15 protein-coding genes are annotated in these 16,623 nt (G+C 64.3%); 5 read left to right on the top strand and 10 right to left on the bottom strand.

Going from position 1 to position 16,623, the window contains the following annotated elements; translation table 11 throughout:
- The first annotated feature begins 5 nt into the window (after positions 1–5).
- Positions 6–2,828 (top strand): UvrD-helicase domain-containing protein, encoded by a 2,823-nt coding sequence (locus AC1D1B_RS20690; protein ID WP_477334286.1) that lies wholly within the window; start codon positions 6–8, stop codon positions 2,826–2,828.
- Between the two features lie 19 nt (positions 2,829–2,847).
- On the opposite strand, the gene AC1D1B_RS20685 is transcribed toward AC1D1B_RS20690, so the two are convergent.
- The 5 genes from AC1D1B_RS20685 to AC1D1B_RS20665 form a co-directional block, all read right to left on the bottom strand.
- Positions 2,848–3,888: an ABC transporter permease gene (locus AC1D1B_RS20685; RefSeq protein WP_477334285.1), complete on the bottom strand. Its 1,041-nt coding sequence runs from the start codon at positions 3,886–3,888 to the stop codon at positions 2,848–2,850.
- Complete coding sequence (locus AC1D1B_RS20680) at positions 3,885–4,676, bottom strand: ATP-binding cassette domain-containing protein (RefSeq protein WP_477261718.1); 792 nt, start codon at positions 4,674–4,676, stop codon at positions 3,885–3,887. The genes AC1D1B_RS20685 and AC1D1B_RS20680 overlap by 4 nt, the downstream gene beginning before the upstream one ends.
- Positions 4,677–4,762: 86 nt before the next feature.
- On the bottom strand, positions 4,763–5,776 hold the full coding sequence (locus tag AC1D1B_RS20675; protein WP_477334284.1) for a substrate-binding domain-containing protein: 1,014 nt from the start codon (positions 5,774–5,776) through the stop codon (positions 4,763–4,765).
- A gap of 99 nt (positions 5,777–5,875) precedes the next feature.
- Complete coding sequence (locus tag AC1D1B_RS20670; RefSeq protein ID WP_477334283.1) at positions 5,876–6,784, bottom strand: sugar phosphate isomerase/epimerase family protein; 909 nt, start codon at positions 6,782–6,784, stop codon at positions 5,876–5,878.
- A complete protein-coding gene (locus AC1D1B_RS20665; RefSeq protein ID WP_477334282.1) occupies positions 6,781–7,812 on the bottom strand; it encodes a Gfo/Idh/MocA family protein in 1,032 nt (343 codons plus the stop codon). The genes AC1D1B_RS20670 and AC1D1B_RS20665 overlap by 4 nt, the downstream gene beginning before the upstream one ends.
- A 194-nt stretch (positions 7,813–8,006) precedes the next feature.
- On the opposite strand from AC1D1B_RS20665, the gene AC1D1B_RS20660 reads away from it, so the two are divergent.
- The gene (locus AC1D1B_RS20660) at positions 8,007–9,032 is read left to right on the top strand and encodes a LacI family DNA-binding transcriptional regulator (protein WP_477334281.1); all 1,026 of its coding nucleotides are present in this window, start codon (positions 8,007–8,009) and stop codon (positions 9,030–9,032) included.
- Between the two features lie 28 nt (positions 9,033–9,060).
- On the opposite strand, the gene AC1D1B_RS20655 is transcribed toward AC1D1B_RS20660, so the two are convergent.
- On the bottom strand, positions 9,061–9,375 hold the full coding sequence (locus tag AC1D1B_RS20655) for a ferritin family protein (RefSeq protein ID WP_477334280.1): 315 nt from the start codon (positions 9,373–9,375) through the stop codon (positions 9,061–9,063).
- A gap of 70 nt (positions 9,376–9,445) precedes the next feature.
- Positions 9,446–10,201, bottom strand: a complete 756-nt coding sequence (locus tag AC1D1B_RS20650) for a bestrophin-like domain (protein WP_477334279.1) — start codon at positions 10,199–10,201, stop codon at positions 9,446–9,448.
- A 169-nt stretch (positions 10,202–10,370) separates the two neighbouring features.
- On the opposite strand from AC1D1B_RS20650, the gene AC1D1B_RS20645 reads away from it, so the two are divergent.
- On the top strand, positions 10,371–11,852 hold the full coding sequence (locus tag AC1D1B_RS20645) for an esterase-like activity of phytase family protein (protein ID WP_477334278.1): 1,482 nt from the start codon (positions 10,371–10,373) through the stop codon (positions 11,850–11,852).
- Positions 11,853–11,929: 77 nt separating this feature from the next.
- Here the strand turns inward: AC1D1B_RS20645 and AC1D1B_RS20640 are convergent, their stop codons facing one another.
- On the bottom strand, positions 11,930–12,724 hold the full coding sequence (locus tag AC1D1B_RS20640; RefSeq protein WP_477334277.1) for a L,D-transpeptidase: 795 nt from the start codon (positions 12,722–12,724) through the stop codon (positions 11,930–11,932).
- A 172-nt stretch (positions 12,725–12,896) separates the two neighbouring features.
- Between AC1D1B_RS20640 and AC1D1B_RS20635 the strand changes: the two genes are divergently transcribed.
- The gene (locus AC1D1B_RS20635) at positions 12,897–14,369 is read left to right on the top strand and encodes an MATE family efflux transporter (RefSeq protein ID WP_477334276.1); all 1,473 of its coding nucleotides are present in this window, start codon (positions 12,897–12,899) and stop codon (positions 14,367–14,369) included.
- Between the two features lie 3 nt (positions 14,370–14,372).
- Here the strand turns inward: AC1D1B_RS20635 and AC1D1B_RS20630 are convergent, their stop codons facing one another.
- Positions 14,373–15,584 (bottom strand): MFS transporter, encoded by a 1,212-nt coding sequence (locus AC1D1B_RS20630; RefSeq protein ID WP_477334275.1) that lies wholly within the window; start codon positions 15,582–15,584, stop codon positions 14,373–14,375.
- Positions 15,585–15,738: 154 nt separating this feature from the next.
- On the opposite strand from AC1D1B_RS20630, the gene AC1D1B_RS20625 reads away from it, so the two are divergent.
- On the top strand, positions 15,739–16,314 hold the full coding sequence (locus tag AC1D1B_RS20625) for a TMEM175 family protein (protein WP_477334274.1): 576 nt from the start codon (positions 15,739–15,741) through the stop codon (positions 16,312–16,314).
- Between the two features lie 12 nt (positions 16,315–16,326).
- On the opposite strand, the gene AC1D1B_RS20620 is transcribed toward AC1D1B_RS20625, so the two are convergent.
- The gene (locus AC1D1B_RS20620; protein ID WP_095773965.1) at positions 16,327–16,608 is read right to left on the bottom strand and encodes a hypothetical protein; all 282 of its coding nucleotides are present in this window, start codon (positions 16,606–16,608) and stop codon (positions 16,327–16,329) included.
- Positions 16,609–16,623 lie beyond the last annotated feature (15 nt).

Raw genomic sequence — 16,623 nt, 5'->3', positions numbered from 1 at the left:
GTGCGATGTCCGGCTTTTCGGAAGACATGCCCTTTTTTGACGAACCCAATGCGCGGCCCGCGGCCCCGTCGGGCATAGCCGCGCGCGCCATGGCCGCCCGCAGCGGCCACAACAGTGCGCCCGATTATCTCAGTGGCCTCAACCCGGAGCAGCGGCTGGCGGTCGAAACCACCGAAGGCCCGGTCCTGGTGCTGGCCGGCGCCGGCACCGGCAAGACGCGGGTGCTGACCACCCGCATCGCCCACATCCTCGCCACCGGCAGGGCCTTCCCGTCGCAGATCCTTGCGGTGACCTTCACCAACAAGGCCGCGCGCGAGATGAAGCAGCGAATCGGCCATCTGGTCGGTGAGGCGGTCGAGGGCATGCCCTGGCTCGGCACCTTCCACTCGATCGGCGTCAAGCTGTTGCGTCGTCATGCCGAACTGGCCGGGCTGAAATCCGATTTCACCATCCTCGACACCGACGATGTCGTGCGGCTGATCAAGCAGCTGATCCAGGCCGAGGGCCTCGACGACAAGCGCTGGCCGGCCAAGCAGTTCGCGCAGATGATCGACGGCTGGAAGAACAAGGGCCTCGGTCCCGCTGACATTCCCGAAGGCGATGCCCGCAGCTTCGCCAACGGCAAGGGCCGCGAGCTCTACAAGGCCTATCAGGAACGGCTGCAGACGCTGAACGCCTGCGACTTCGGCGACCTTTTGTGCCACCCGATCCGCATCTTCCGCGCCAATCCGGACGTGCTCAAGGAATACCACAAACGCTTCAAATACATCCTCGTCGACGAATACCAGGACACCAACACCGCGCAATACATGTGGCTGCGCTTGCTGGCGCAAAGACCAAGCGGGTCACAATCGCCAAGTGGGCCACAACCGCCAAGAAGTGGCGCTCCAGGTGGCCGCGTTCCAAATCCTAGCCCGTCGTCCAGGACTCCTGATCGAACTGAGGCGGGCAGCTACAAACCTGCGGCGCCAAAAGATGATCCTTCGGAAGAAGGTAACTACGTTAGACCAAACACCTCCTACGGCTGGGATGTTCCGGCCGAAGGCCGCAAGCCCGACCGGGCGTCCGAGCCGTTGCGAGGCCCGCGCGGAGGGCCCGCGCCGGCAGGCGCGGAACAGCCCGTGAGCGAAAACAAAGTAAACATCTGCTGCGTCGGCGACGACGACCAGTCCATCTATGGCTGGCGCGGCGCCGAGGTCGACAATATCCTGCGTTTCGACAAGGATTTTCCGGGCGCCACGATCATCCGGCTGGAGCGCAATTACCGCTCGACCGCGCACATCCTCGGCACCGCCTCGCACCTCATCGCCCACAATGAGGGCCGTTTCGGCAAGACGTTGTTCACCGAGAAGGTCGCCGAGGACGACGAGAAGGTGCATGTCCACGCCGCCTGGGATTCCGAGGAGGAGGCGCGCGCCGTCGGCGAGACCATCGAGACCTACCAGCGCGCCAAGCATAAGCTCAACGACATGGCCATTCTTGTCCGCGCTTCCTTCCAGATGCGCGAGTTCGAAGACCGCTTCGTCACGCTCGGCCTCAACTACCGCGTCATTGGCGGCCCGCGTTTCTACGAGCGCATGGAAATCCGCGATGCGCTGGCCTTCTTCCGCGTCGTCGCGCAAGGCGCCGACGATCTCGCCTTCGAGCGCATCGTCAATGTGCCCAAGCGCGGTCTGGGCGAAGCCACCATCCGCCAAATCCACGACACGGCGCGCGCGTTGCGCATCCCGATGCTGGAGGCAGCCGCCAAGCTCGCAGAAAGCGACGAGCTGAAGCCGAAGCCACGCGCCGCTCTGCGCGAAGTGGCGGCCAATTTCGAGCGCTGGCAGAAGGCGCTGGAAACCACGCCGCACACCGAACTCGCCGAGACCATTCTGGAGGAGAGCGGCTACACCGACATGTGGAAGAACGACCGCTCGGTCGAAGCGCCGGGACGGCTGGAGAATCTGAAAGAGCTGATCCGCTCGATGGAGGAGTATGAATCGCTGCGCTCCTTCCTCGAACATGTCGCCCTGGTCATGGACGCCGAGCAGAACGCCGAGCTGGATGCGGTCAACATTATGACCCTGCATTCGGCCAAGGGCCTCGAATTCGAGACCGTGTTTCTCCCCGGCTGGGAGGAAGGCCTGTTCCCGCACCAGCGCGCGCTGGATGAAGGCGGCCGCTCCGGCCTGGAGGAAGAGCGCCGCCTCGCCTATGTCGGCCTGACCCGTGCCAAGAAGAACCTGCATTTGTGGTTCGTCTCCAACCGCCGCATCCATGGCCTGTGGCAGTCGACCATCCCGTCGCGTTTTCTGGACGAACTGCCGGAAGCCCATGTCGAGGTCGCCGAAAGCGGCAACAGCTATGGCGGCTATGGCAATTCCTATGGCGGCGGTTCGTTCGCCTCGGGCCGTGGCGGCCAGGGCGCAGGACGGCAGAACCCCTATGGCGCCTCGCGCTTCGACAATGTCGGCGCGGAAAAATCCGGCGCCTTCTCCAACACCTATGCGACGCCCGGCTGGCAGCGTGCGCAGGCCAACCGCACGGAGGCGACCGACCGCAACTGGGGCTCGCGCTCCGGCCACCAGGTCGAGCGCATCGGCTATGGCGAGACCGACAGTGGCTACGGCGCCGGCCGAACCTCGGTCAAAGGCCGCACCATCGACGGCGAACTGGTCGCCAAATCCGTCGCCGACACGCCGTCGCCCTTCAGCGTCGGCGACCGCGTCTTCCACCAGAAATTCGGTAACGGCAACATTTCCAACATCGAAGGCAACAAGCTGACCATCGACTTCGACAAGGCTGGCCAGAAACGCGTGCTCGACGGGTTCGTCGCGGCGGTGTGAGTAGCTCTAAGCCTAGCCCTCACCTGTACCTTGCCTGGTTCCACTTATGGCCGAGCAGCGACAGGATGATGATCAGGCCGTTGAAGAACTGCACGTAGAAGCCGCTCAATCCCGCCGCCACGACGCCGGTCTGGATGAACGACACGGTGACCGCGCCGATCGCTCCACCGGCAACCGTGCCGATGCCGCCCCAGGTCGGCGTGCCGCCGACGAACACAGAGGCCAGCACCGGCAGAAGATAGCCGTCGCCCGCCGTCGGCCACCAGGTGAAGTTGATCATCACCGAAAACGTGCCGGCGATCGCCGCGCCGATGCCGACGAAGACGAACACTTTCACCCGCACGCGCTTGACGTCGATGCCCATCTGCTGGGCGCTGTCGGGATTGTCGCCGACCACCCTCACCTGCGCGCCGAAGCGGTGGCGGTTGTAGAGCATTGCCGACAAAACGACGAAGGCGAGAGCCCAGAAGATCTGCACCGGGATGCCCCACACCTGACTGGAGAAGATGGCATAGGCCCAGCTGTCGCTAAGACCGCTCAGCGCCGTCGACTTGCCTTCGTTGATGATCTGGATCAGGCCGCGCAGCAGGAAATTCATGCCGAGCGTGGCGATCAGCGACGACAGCCCGCCATAGACGACCAGCGATCCGACGAGAAAGCCGAGCAGCGTGCCGGTGACGATTGCAGCGGCAATGCCGAGGAACGGATCGTAGCCGGCCTGCACCACCAGCGCGAACACCCAGGAGGCAAAGCCCATCGTCGCCGGAAATGACAGGTCGATCTCGCCGCAAGTGACGACGAAGACCAGCGGTACCACCACGAACAGCGCAACGGGGAGCGTCGTCAGCACGGAACTGTAGAGATACCAGGTGGTGAACACCTTCGGGTTGGCAATCATGAACGCCGCCATCATGACGATGAACACGGCGAGCGTGCCGAGGGCTGCGCGGTTGTCGAGGACGAAGCCGCGCAGCCAGTGATCGGACGGGTGTTTCCACTCGGTGCGGGCTGCCCCGCCGCCAAGCGGGCTCTGCAGATCGGGTTCCATGGTCTTGCTCATCGCGCTGCCCTCTCATCGGCCTCGTGCAGTCCGGGCAATCCGCCGGGATGCGCGACGTCTTCCATGAAGTTGATCAGCTCTTCGGCCGACTTGACCTGACTGCGGTCGGCGGTCAGCGCCACCTTGCCGCGGTCAATCACCACGAAGCGGTCGGCAATGTCGAAGACGTGGTGGATGTTGTGGCCGATGAACAGGATCGAGCGGCCGCTCGCCCGCACCTGGCGCACGAAATGAAAGACCTTGGCGGTCTCGGTCAGCGACAACGCCGTCGTCGGCTCGTCGAGGATGATCAGCTCGGCCTGCTTGTAGATGGCGCGCGCTATCGCCACGCCCTGGCGTTCGCCGCCGGACAGCTGGCCGACGATTGAGTGCGGCGTGAACACTTTCGAGGTGAAGCCGATCTCGCGCATCAGCCGGCTCGCTTCCTCGATTTCCTTGTTGACCTTCAGAAAGCCCATGAAGCCGGTGAGTTCGCGGCCCATGAATATGTTGCGCACGATGGTCTGCTGAACCGCCAGCGCCCGGTCCTGGAACACCGTCTCGATGCCGGCGTCGCGCGAGCGCGCCGCACTCCAGCCGGTCACCGGCTTGCCGCGCACGAGGATCTCGCCGCTGGTCGGCTTGACCACGCCGGACAGGATCTTGATCAGCGTCGACTTGCCGGCGCCATTGTCGCCGATGAGGCCAACCACCTCGCCGCGGTCGACGCTGAGGTTGACCCCGCCCAGCGCATAGACCTGGCCGTAGGATTTGCTGATGTCGCGCAGTTCGATGATGCGTTCGGCCATGGCGATCCTCGCTTGATTGTCGCTTGCCGGCATTCTCGCCAGCGGTCCTGTCGGCCGGGCCTAGGCCCGGCCGACAGCTTGGGAGGTCAGCGCAGCGCCTGCTTGGCGAGCTCGGCGACGATCTCGTAATTCTGCGGCGTGACGAAGCCGGCGCCGGTGTCGACATTCATCGGCGCCAGCCCCAGCACCACCTGCTGGCAAAGGCTGAGGATCGGCAGATAGCCCTGCAGGAACGGCTGCTGGTCGGCCGTCAGCTGCACCCAGCCGCCCTTGAACGCCTCGACGATCTGCGGGCTGGTGTCGAAGCCGAAATTGAAGATGTCACCGGGCTTCCTGCCCGCCGCCTGCATGTAGGTGGCGACATTGCCGAGCATCTGGCCACCGGGATAACCGACCGCCTTGACGTCTGGATTGTTGAGCAGTGCCGCGGTGATCACCGGGATCGCAAGATTGGGATCGGACGCCCATTCGCCGCTCGGCGGCGACGACAGCTGGATCACCTCGACGCCGGCTTCCTTGAGTGCGGCCACCGTGCCGCGCTCGCGTGCGCCGCGGGCCTCGTTCTCGAACGGCCCGATCATGATTGCCTTGTCGCCGGCCTTGAGCTTGCCGAGCTTGAACGCCTCGGCGCCGAGCGCGCGGCCCTGCTGTTCCTGCTGGGCGCCGACATAGCCGCCGCCGAACGCTTCCACCACTTTCGGCACCGGCACGTTCTGGTACATCATCTTGATGCCGTCCTTGTGCGCCTGTTCGGCCAGCGGCATGATCGCGGCGTCGCCGGGATGGCCCATCATGGCGATGCCGTTGGGCTTCACGGCGACGGCTTCGCGCAATTGCTGCACCATCTTCTCGACGTCCCACTGCGAGAAGATGTAGTCGACCTTCGGCCCGAGATCGGCCGCCGCCTGCTTGGCGCCATTATAGACGATGGTGCCGAAAGCGTCGCCCTCGGCGCCGCCGACGAAGAAGCGGATGTGGACATCCTTGCACCATTGGGCGTCGAGCGCCTGTGCAGGCAAAGTGGAGATGGCGGCGCAGAGCGCGGTGGCGGCGGCCACGACGGTCGAGCGCAGAAGTGTCGTTCTCATTGCGATGCTCATGCACGTTCCTCCCTTTTGTCCTCGGTGAGCCGAGGGGTTTTCGTCATTCGCTTTCAGCAAGTACTCAACGATTAGGCCGGCTCCTCCCGCCGGCCGCCGTCACGCCGGATTCGGCAGATAGGTCGCACCTCCCCGGCATTGCTTGAGATATTCCAGCCCGCGCACCTGACCTGTGATTTCGAGGTCGCCGCGATAGACCGGGTCGTGCCAGCCCTCGATGTCGATGGCGCCCTTGTAGCCGGCCAGCCGCAATTCGCTGATCACCCGCGTCCAGTCGCTGTCGCCAAAACCCGGCGTGCGCATCTGCACGAAGGGCAGCTTGCCGAACACGCCGTGTTCGCGGATCACATCCCAGCGCACCGTCGCGTCCTTGCCGTGGACGTGGAAGATGCGCGGCGCCCATTTGCGGATCTGCGGCATTGGATCGATGAGATAGACCAGCTGATGGCAGGGCTCCCATTCCAGCCCGAGATTGTCGTCGGGCAATTCATTGAACATCAGCTCCCAGGCATCGGGATTGTGGGCGATGTTCCAGTCGCCGGCGGCCCAATTGCCGTCCATGGCGCAGTTCTCGAAAGCGATGCGCACGCCCTTGTCGGCGGCGCGTTTGGCCAGCGGCCCCCACACCTCGCGGAAGCGCGGCAGGCTGTCGGTCAGCTTCTTGCCTCGCAGGCGGCCGGTGAAGCCGCTGACCATCGAGGCGCCGAACAGATGCGCGTTGTCGATCACTGTTTCCCAGGCGGCGAGCACGCCGCGATCGACCTCGCCATCCTCCAGCGGATTGCCGAACACGCCGATCGAGGACACGGCGACATCGGCATCGCCGATCGCCTCGCGAATCTCACCGGCCAGCCGCGGCAAATCCTTGCCGCCCAGCGTTTGCCAGAAGAAGGGCTGGATGCTCTCGAAGCCGAGCGGCAGGATCTGCTTGATGTAAGCCGCCGGGTCGTCGAGATTGGCCCGCACCATGGTGCCGATGCGGATGTCGAGAAGCGGGTTTGGCGTCATGATGCTTCCTCTGCAATGGCGACGCGCCGGCCGGTCTCGGCGCTTTCGATGGCGCCGAAAACCATGGCCAGGCTTTTGATGTTGTCGGCGCCGCGCGTCTCCGGCTCGGTGCCGGTCTCTATGGCGTGGATGAAATCCCTGATGATGCCGAGATGGCCGCCGACGCGGTCGGTCGGGTCGAGCGGCGGCATGGCGATTGCCTGCGTTTTGTCGAAAATCCCATCGCGGCCCGGCATCACCATTTCCGCCTTCAGCGCATCATGGCCATCCCAGGTCAGGCTGCCGCGCTCGGCGACGATGCGCCAGCTGCCTTCCCAGCTGGTGCGGAACCCGTCGGCACACCAGGAACCGGCATAGGTGAAGACCTTGCCGCCACCGAGATCGAAGACGGCGCTGGCCGACGACCCCTGCCGGTACCAGGAATTGGCCGGCTCCCATTCCTGGCAATAGACGCCGGCGGGCTCCCCACCGACCATGTAGCGGGCGGCGTCGAAAGTGTGGATCGCCATGTCGAGCAGCAGCACATGCGCCATCTCCTCGCGAAAGCCGCCGAAATGCGGCGCGACGAAGAAATCGGCGTGAATGCTGGTCGGCTTGCCGATGGCGCCGGAGTCGAGAAACCGCCTTATGCGCCGGACATTGGCGACATAGCGGCGGTTCTGCACGACGGCATGGACGCGTCCGGCACGGCGCGCCGCCTCGACGATGGCGCGGGCATTTTCCGGGGTGTCGGCCAGCGGCTTTTCCGTCAGCAGATGGCAATTGTGGGCAAAGGCGGCAAAGGCGACGTCACGCCGGGCGGCGGGAACCACAACATCGAACACCGCATCCGGCCTGGTCTGGTCGAGCACTGCCTTGAGGCTGGTGCCGATGACGACGCCGTCGAGCCCGTATTCGCGCGCCCTCGCCTTCGCCCGCTCGGCGTCGAGATCGACAAGGCCGACAATGGCGAGCCCGTCGATCTGCCTCGCGGCATCGAGCCAGGCCTTGCTCATTGCACCACAGCCGACGAGAACGGCATTCATCATCCGGCATTCCTCCCGTCCGGTCCCTCCAGACCGAATGTCACGGCATCCACGGCATCACCGTAAACGTTTTCCCGTAAACGTTTACGAGAACACACCCGATGGCGTAGAATGTCAATCGGCTGCCAGCAAAAATCATCCCGAAGCCTTGGCCTGAGCGGCAGCCGGTGCTAGCCAAGGCAGGGGGAGAACTGACCTTGGCGTCCAGCATCCATGACCTTGCGCGTCACCTGAACATTTCGATCGGCACCGTCTCGCGGGCGCTGAACGGTCGTGCCGACGTCAATGCCGACACCCGCCAGCGCGTGCTCGCCGCCGCCAAGCAGCTGAACTATTCCCCGAACCAGTCGGGCCGAAGTCTCAGGCAAGGCGCCACCCATTCGATCGCCTTCATGCTGCAACCGCATCCCGGCGACCAGCAATATGGCGAACCGTTCTTCATCCCGTTCCTGACCGGTCTGCAGGCGCGGCTCGCCGAGTATGACTTGGATCTGATGGTCGTCATGGGTGAGCCCGGCCAATATCAGCAGGAGAGGCTGCGCCGCGTGGTTGAGACGCGCCGGGCCGACGCGGTCGTGTTGGCCAATACACGGCGGGAAGACGATCGGATCGACTATCTCAGCAAGACCGGCTTTCCGTTCGCCACACTTGGCCGAAGTCAATCCGGCGGCGACACCTATCCTTCGCTCGATATCGATTTCGAGAGGGCGGGTGATGAAGCCGTCGACCGGCTGGTCGCGCGCGGCCACCGCCGCATTGCCGCCATCCGCCCTTCGCTTGATCTCAACTTCGGCTACCTGTTCCTAGACGGCTACCGCAAGGCGCTGGAGCGGCACGGCATCGAAGTCGACTCCGGCCTGATCGCCGACGGCTTCATCAACGAGGCCGGAGGCTACCAGGTGACGCCGCGCGTGATGCTCTCCAAGGACCGGCCCACAGCCATCATCTTCAACAATGACGCAATGGCGCTCGGCGGCTGCAAGGCACTCGCCGAGATGGGCATCAGGCCCGGCCACGACATCGCGGTGATCGTCATCGTCGACACGCCGCTTTGCCGCTACTTTTCGCCGGCGCTGACCGCCTTCCGTCCGTCGCTGGAGCCCATGGGCCGGCGGCTGGCCGAAATGCTGCTGGCCTCGCTCCCCGCCTTCGCCGGCCCCGAAGGCACGCGCATCATCCGCGAAGTCTGGCCGCTGGAGCTGATCGCCCGCGACAGCGATTGATCCGCCGCCGGACGTAGGTCGGTCGGCTTCAATCCGCCTTCTTCTCGCCCCTCTCGCCGGCCTTGACGATGTCGCCGGTGGTGAACAGGATTTCCTTCAGTTCCGCCCGCCAGTCCTTCTTCTGACGCAGCAGGAATTCGAGATCCATGCCGAAATGCTTGAACTCCTCGCCTTGCGCGTTCTTCATGATCGCCTTGGCCTGCGGGTCCTTCTCCACCGACATGCGCTGTTCATACCAGCTGATCGCCTCCGCCTCCTCGATCAACGAGGTGATCATGCGGGCAAAGGTCCGCACCTTCTGCGTCAATTCTTCCGGCGGCTCGTGATACTGATCGAAACCCATGTCGCCCTCCTCAAATGGACCGGCAAATCCGCCGCATCCAGGAATGCGCTGGCGCGTCGCGGGTTCCGCCTCACTGCTGCAATTCAACCAAAGCCCTCTGCAACGGCGCCGACGAGATCTGGATCGGACCCGAGAACGGTATATCCATGTCGAGGATCAGGTAGAGCGCCCCGGCAATCAACGCCGCCGAGACCACGAACGTCTCTATGGTAATGGCATTTCGCGGCGCCCTGAAACCGAAACTGGCGAAGATCAGCACCAGCCAGGCAACGAGCATGCCGATCAGCGGCCGCGGGATGGTGCCTTCCGATTGCTCAATCAAAGCCCAGCGCAGTTCCACCACCTTCTGCAGATGCTGGTGGGCGTCCTCCAGCAGGGAACCATGCGCTGCGTCGGCAGGCGCCAGCGCGATCAATCGTGTGCTGATCTCGGTCAACAGACGTTCAGACAGCCGGTTGGCGACGAGGGGTGTTTCGTTCGTTTCTGTCCAGTTGTTGGTCTGTCTTTGCACATAAGCGACCAGCGGCTGACGAACCTCGGCGGTCTCAGGCCCATATTGCCGAAGCGACCGGTCGAGAAGGATCAACTCGGTCGCATATGTGTGCACGTTGCGGTCGATCGACTCGAAGGTGTTCTTGGCCGAGTTGATCATGAGACCAAGCACCAGCGAGGTCATGACCACGAACAGGTTGGCGGCCAGCCGAACCACGGTGTTGGTGTCGTCGTCGCGGTGATGCGCCGGCAATCTGCCATAGACAGCCATGCTGACGAGCGGCGCCGCCATCAGGCAGAGGAAAATTGCCAACGCGATGAGTGTTTCCTGCATGGCAGCCATTTCTGCACGGCAAGCGCCGAATGCCAATGGCTGGCAGAACGCTCTGTCACGCAAGTATCATGTTCGCGTCCTAGACCGCTTTGCGGGAGGGCGCTTGCGACATCGTCGATGCGATGCGGGCCCCTTTGCGCCGCTCAAGGCTTGTCACAAGAGGATCTCCATGAAAATCTCGCACCGAACCGTGTCGCTCGGCGCCGCATTGGCGCTGTTTACCGCCCTGACCCCTGCCCTTGCCGACAGCACCGCCACCGTGGGTAGCGTGAGCTTCGTCAACAAGGGCCTGGTCGGCGTCGGCCGCATCCCGGCCGACCTGAAGGACAAGTTCGGCGAGACCTTCGGCTCCGGCTCCGGCATGTCGATCAACGCTGCAAGCTGGACGCATGACGCCAATGGCTACAAGGGTTCGCTCTGGCTGCTGCCGGACCGCGGCTACAATGTTGTCGGCACCACCGACTACCGGCCGCGCATCAACACCATCGGCATCGAGTTCACGCCGACGGCATTGGGCGCCGCACCCGCCGCCGGCCAGGAACAGACCGGCGTCAAGGCGACGCTCGCCGACTCCATGCTGCTGACCGACGACAAGGGCACTGATGCCACCGGCCTCGACCCGCTGAACGGCGTGCGCGCCGCGAGCGGCGACCTGCCGATCCTGCCCGAGGCCAATGGCAAGCTGGCGCTCGACAATGAGGCGATCGCGCGGCTGCCCGATGGCACCATGTTCATCTCCGACGAATACGGCCCCAACATCTACCGCTTCTCGGCCGACGGCCATCTGATGTCGGCGACGCAGCCGCCGGCGGCCCTGGTGCCGATGCGCAAGGGCACGCCGAACTTCGCTTCCGACAATCCGGGCCCCGGTGCAGCGGAACCCGATCCGAAGGATCCCGAGACCGGCCGTCAGAACAACCAGGGCCTCGAAGGCATGGCGTTGACGCCGGATGGCAAGTCGCTGATCGTCGTGCTGCAGTCCGCGCCGCGCCAGGACGGCGGCGATTCCGGCGCCACGCGCCAGAACACCCGCGCGCTGGTCTATGACGCGTCCGATCCGGCGCATCTCAAGCTGGCGCATGAATATGTCGTGCCGCTGCCGGTGTTCAAGGACGACAAGGGCAAGACCAAGATCGCCGCGCAGAGCGAGATCGTCGCGCTGTCCGACAAGACCTTCCTGATGCTGGCGCGCGACAGCGGCAACGGCCAGGGGGTGAAGGGCGACACGTCGCTGGTGCGCCAGATCTTCGTCGTCGACGTCTCAGCCGCGACCGACATTGCCGGCGGCACCTTCGATGCAGCCGACAAGCCGCTGGCGCCCAAGGGCGTGCTCGACCCCTCGGTGACCCCGGCCAAGCTGACGCCGTTCATCGACATCAACGACAACAAGGAACTCGGCCGCTTCGGCTTGCATGACGGCAAGCCGAACGACAAGAACAACCTGTCTGAGAAGTGGGAGGCGATGTCGGTGGTCAGCGTTCTCGATCCGGCGCTGCCCGACGATTATTTCCTGTTCGTCGGCAACGACAACGACTTCCTCGCCCAGGACGGCTTCCAGGTCGGCGCGCCCTACAAGGCCGAAGACGGCGCCGATGTCGACACCATGTTCCTGGTCTATCAGGTCACGCTTCCGGGCCTCGCCAAGAAGTAGTCGAAGACAACAGACAGAAAAAAGCGGACGCGCTGGCGCGTCCGCTTTTTGTCGGCGATCAGCGAACTGCTGACGCCTTACTTCAAGATCTCGGCGTCCTTCGGCACGCCGGCATCGATCGGCTCGGCGGTCCGGTTCGACACGGCAGTGATCTTGCCGGCCGCCGAGAGGTTCGGCCGCACATAGACCTGGGCAACGCCGTTGACGCGGCTGTAGAGGTCGATGATGTCCTGGTTCATGAAGCGCACGCAGCCCGACGATGCGTTCTTGCCGATGGAATCCCATTCCGGCGTGCCGTGCAGCCGGTACATCGTGTCCTTGCCGTCGCGGAACAGATAGAGCGCACGCGCCCCGAGCGGGCTCTGCGGTCCCGGCGGCATGCCATCCTTGTACTTCGCCAGTTCGGGCCGGCGCTGGATCATTTCCGGCGGCGGCGTCCACACCGGCCACTTCTTGCGGGCCTGAACCACGGCGCTGCCGGTCCAGCCGAAACCGGCCTTGCCGAGGCTGACGCCATAGCGGATGGCCTTGCCGCCGTCGCGCACCAGATAGAGGAAATGCTCCGACGTATCGACGACGATGGTGCCGGGTTTTTCCCCGGTCGGGTCGGTCACGATCTGGCGCACGAATTTTGGATCGAGCTTGGAGATCGGGATCGCCGGCAGCGAAAAACCCTCGTCGACGCGCGCCGCATACATGCTTTCGGCAGCGCCGAAAGCCGAGTCGCTTGGCGGCGGCGGCGCTGCCGCTGGCGGCGGCGCCACGTCCGTGGTGGTGCACGCCGAAAGAGCCACGGAAGCCACGCCCAAGGCGGATGCACCGAGAAACGCGCGCCGGTTCAGGCGCTCAGAAAAAAGCGGATTGTCGGACATGATCCCCCCGGTTTGCCGCCCCACGTGGCGACGATCCATATCCCATTCCGAATGCTTTGAGAACCTGCTTGGCGCGAGGCACGCAGAGCGGAATGTTCCGATGCCGCATCGCCCTCGTCCGCCAAATCGGCGATCATTGCGACCCGGACTGAGACAGCGCCTGATGCCCGCCATGGACGAAAGAATGCCACCGCGCCGGCGCACCGGCGATCTGACCAGCGGCCCGATCCCGCGCACGCTGCTGCTGTTCGCGCTGCCGGTGCTCGGCTCCAACGTGCTGCAATCGCTCAACGGGTCAATCAATGCCGTCTGGGTCGGCCGCTTCCTCGGCGAATCGGCCCTGACTGCGACCTCCAACGCCAATCTGGTGCTGTTCCTGATCCTCGGCACGGTGTTCGGCATCGGCATGGCGGCGACCATCCTGGTGGCGCAATCGGTCGGCGCCCGCGACCTGCCCGAGGCGCGGCGCATCGTCGGCACCAGCGCCACTTTCTTCTTCCTCGTCTCGGTGGTGTTCGCCGTCTGCGGTTGGATCTGGGTCGACGCCATCCTCAATACGCTGGGAACACCGCCCGACGCGCTGCCGCTGGCGCGCTCCTATCTGCGCATCATCTTCGTCGCCGTGCCGATGATGAACCTTCTGTCCTTCGTCATGACGGTGCTGCGCGGCGCGGGCGATTCACGAACGCCGTTCTTTTTCATGGCGCTCGCCGTCGTGCTCGACATCGTGCTAAATCCGCTGCTCATTCGCGGCATTGGCCCCTTCCCTGAACTCGGCATCGCCGGCTCCGCCACCTCGACACTGATCGGCCAGACGGTGAGCGTGATCGCCATCCTCGTCGTGCTGTATGCCCGCAAGCATCCGCTGCGGATCGCCGGCGCCGACGTTGCTCTGCTGCGGCCGGATCCGACACTGCTCAGGATCGTCGTCTTCAAGGGCGTCCCGATGGGGCTGCAGATGATCGTGATTTCGGCGGCAGCGCTGACGGTGATGGGCATCGTCAATTCCTACGGCTCGCAGGTCGCCGCCGCCTACGGTATCGCGGCGCAGCTCTGGACCTATATCCAGATGCCCGCGCTCGCCATTGGCGCCGCGGTCTCTTCGATGGCGGCGCAAAATGTCGGCGCCGGGCGGTGGGACCGGATCGGCCGGATCGCCGCCTCAGGCGTCGGCTTCAACCTTGTGCTCACCGGCGCGCTGGTGGCGCTGCTGTTCTTCTTCGACAGGCCGGTGCTCGGCCTGTTCCTCAGCGGCGACAGCACCGCGATCGACATTGCCGCCCACATCAACAAGGTCGCATCCTGGTCGTTCATCCTGTTCGGCGTCACCATCGTGCTGTTCGCCACCGTGCGCGCCACCGGTGCCGTGATGCCGCCGCTGATCATCCTGGTCATTTCGGTGCTGGTCGTTCGCACCGGCTTTGCCTATTTCATGCGCGGCGTCATCGGCGAGGAAGCACTGTGGTGGAGCTTTCCGGCGGGCTCGATCACCTCGCTGGTGCTGGCCGCCGCCTACTATCGTTTCGGCCACTGGCGAACCATGCACATGATCGAAGACCGGCCGGCCGCCGGCGAGCCGCCCGACACCGGCCTCGGCATCCCGCGCCAGCGCGCCAACATGGCGCCCGAGACGCCGAACGGGTGAAGTTCAACGCGCGTATTTCGCACCGAATCCTAATGCGATTACCGAGAAGAGCGTGATCATGCCGGCAAAGGCCAGGCTTGCGGTGGCGGCGCTGGTCCAACTCGACAGCAGGCCGATGCCGATCACCGGCAGCGCATTGCCGCAGAAGCAGCAGATGAAGAACGCCGACACAACTTCGGCGCGGCGATCCACAGGCGCGATCTGGCTCACCACCTGCAGGCCGCCGCGATAGCCGAGCGCGGCCGCCACGCCGCAGAGAGCAGTTGCGGCAATCATCAGCGACATCGAGGCAAATATCTGCGCCGCAACGACCAGCGCGGCCGCCGGGATCATCAGCGCAAGGGCCGCCAGCATGCCGGCGCGGCTGGATAGTCTGGTGGTGGCTAGGATGGTCGCGGCCACGACGATCGACAGTTCGAAGAACAGCCCGCCGGCCTCGGCATGGTTGGCCACATGCAGCTGTTGCGCCAGAATGCTTGGCGCCAGTGCTGCATAGAAGCCGACCAGCGCCATGGCGCCGAAACCGGTCACCGCCGGCGCCACGAAGGCGGCGCGGATGTCGGCCGGCACCGACAGCCGCGGCTGTAGCGAAACATCAGCCAGCCGTCCCGGCCGCGAAACCGTTTCGCGGGTGCGCCAGATCAGCAGCGTGACCACGACAAGCATCGCCAGATAGACGGCGAATGTCAGCCTGAGCGGCCAAGGGGCGTATTCGGCAAGCAGCCCGGACACCAGCGCGCCAAGGCCAAGCCCGACGAAGTTGGTGCTGGTGGCGATGACGGCCGCGCGTGACTTGTTTTCGCCTTCGATCAACTCCGCGAGCCAGGCGGTGCCGGTTCCCGCGCCGATGCCGATGCCAAGCCCGCTCAGGATGCGGGCAACGTCGAGCCAGGCGACATTTTCGGCCAGCAGGAACACCAGCGCGCTGACCACCGCCACCGCCATCGCTGCCAGGGCTGCCGGCCGGCGGCCAATGCCGTCGGACAAGCGTCCGAACATCAGCAGCGCGCCAAGATTGCCGACGACATAGACGGCATAGACCAGCGTCAGTGTGATCTGCGAGAAGCCGAACGCCTGCTTGTAGATGACGTAAAGCGGCGTCAGCGCCGTGCTGCCGGCGAATAATGCTGCGATCATGGCGGCAACGGCGGCCATCCCGGCACGGCCGCCGAGTTCATTGTCGCGCGTCGTCATGGTTTCTGCATAGCTGGTCATGGCAAACCTCCGGCCAGTTGCCCAACGCCCAGTTGAAGTCCAACGTCCATGTAAGGACGGCTGTTCCACTTGCCGAACCCCATCCTGACAATCTTGTCAGGATGGCCTTGCCCGAAATCCTCCCTTAACGTCTGTCCATCGAGAGGGAGGAATCATGGGCAAAGGCAGGGTTGAGGCATTCACCGATGGCGTCGTCGCCATCATCATCACCATCATGGTGCTGGAGCTGAAAGTGCCGCATGGCGAGGATCTTTCCGCGCTGGCGCCGTTGTGGCCGATCTTCTTCAGCTATGTCTTGTCGTTCATCAATGTCGGCATCTACTGGAACAATCTGCACAACATGTTCCACACCGTGCAGCGCGTCGACGGCGGTGTGCTGTGGGCAAATCTCAACCTTCTGTTCTGGCTGTCGCTGATCCCGGCAACGACGGCCTTTATGGGCGAGAATCATTTCGCGCCGATCCCTGTCGCCGTCTATGGCGTCGACCTGGCGCTGTGTGGGGTCGCCTACAAGATTCTTGTGACCAGGCTGCGCCATCTGCATGGCAACGAAACCGCCTTCGCCAAGGCGCTGGGCAGTGACCGCAAGGGCAAGATTTCGGTGGTGCTTTACACAACAGCGGTGCTGCTGACCTTCGTCAATCAGTGGGTCGGCGTCGCGATCTACGTGCTGGTGGCCGCGATCTGGTTCGTGCCGGACACGCGTTTTTCGCGGGTGATCGAAAAGTAGCGAGCGCCGCCGCTACTTGCGCATCGCTTTCAGCTTTTCGGCGACCGACGCGGCGAGATCGGCATAGCGCTCCTCCAGCCGTTCGGCCGCTTTGATGATCGAAAAATCATGGCCGAATTTCTCCAGCGCCATGCGCAATTTCTCGACGAACTCGGCTTGTTTTTCCAGCGCCGAAAACAGCGTCTTCACCTGCGCTTCGCTGATATCGGGATTGGCGAGCATCTGCGGCACCTCACGGCCCATCTGGTCGCCGGTGGCGGTCTGCTCTTTCAGGATTGCGATCCAGTCGGTCAATCGGCGGTCTCCCGT

It is taken from the genome of Mesorhizobium sp. P2_C5_2 (assembly GCF_056404535.1).
Note: the sequence above shows the minus strand (reverse complement) of the source record. Positions and strands in the feature narration are given on the sequence as shown.

Bases quoted from the DNA above. Each gene is read 5' to 3' on its own strand.
- AC1D1B_RS20690 (WP_477334286.1), top strand. From the start codon at position 6: ATGTCCGGCTTTTCGGAAGACATGCCCTTTTTTGACGAACCCAATGCG.
- AC1D1B_RS20685 (WP_477334285.1), bottom strand. From the start codon at position 3,888: ATGAGCAAGACCATGGAACCCGATCTGCAGAGCCCGCTTGGCGGCGGG.
- AC1D1B_RS20680 (WP_477261718.1), bottom strand. From the start codon at position 4,676: ATGGCCGAACGCATCATCGAACTGCGCGACATCAGCAAATCCTACGGC.
- AC1D1B_RS20675 (WP_477334284.1), bottom strand. From the start codon at position 5,776: ATGAGCATCGCAATGAGAACGACACTTCTGCGCTCGACCGTCGTGGCC.
- AC1D1B_RS20670 (WP_477334283.1), bottom strand. From the start codon at position 6,784: ATGACGCCAAACCCGCTTCTCGACATCCGCATCGGCACCATGGTGCGG.
- AC1D1B_RS20665 (WP_477334282.1), bottom strand. From the start codon at position 7,812: ATGATGAATGCCGTTCTCGTCGGCTGTGGTGCAATGAGCAAGGCCTGG.
- AC1D1B_RS20655 (WP_477334280.1), bottom strand. From the start codon at position 9,375: ATGGGTTTCGATCAGTATCACGAGCCGCCGGAAGAATTGACGCAGAAG.
- AC1D1B_RS20650 (WP_477334279.1), bottom strand. From the start codon at position 10,201: ATGCAGGAAACACTCATCGCGTTGGCAATTTTCCTCTGCCTGATGGCG.
- AC1D1B_RS20645 (WP_477334278.1), top strand. From the start codon at position 10,371: ATGAAAATCTCGCACCGAACCGTGTCGCTCGGCGCCGCATTGGCGCTG.
- AC1D1B_RS20640 (WP_477334277.1), bottom strand. From the start codon at position 12,724: ATGTCCGACAATCCGCTTTTTTCTGAGCGCCTGAACCGGCGCGCGTTT.
- AC1D1B_RS20635 (WP_477334276.1), top strand. From the start codon at position 12,897: ATGGACGAAAGAATGCCACCGCGCCGGCGCACCGGCGATCTGACCAGC.
- AC1D1B_RS20630 (WP_477334275.1), bottom strand. From the start codon at position 15,584: ATGACCAGCTATGCAGAAACCATGACGACGCGCGACAATGAACTCGGC.
- AC1D1B_RS20625 (WP_477334274.1), top strand. From the start codon at position 15,739: ATGGGCAAAGGCAGGGTTGAGGCATTCACCGATGGCGTCGTCGCCATC.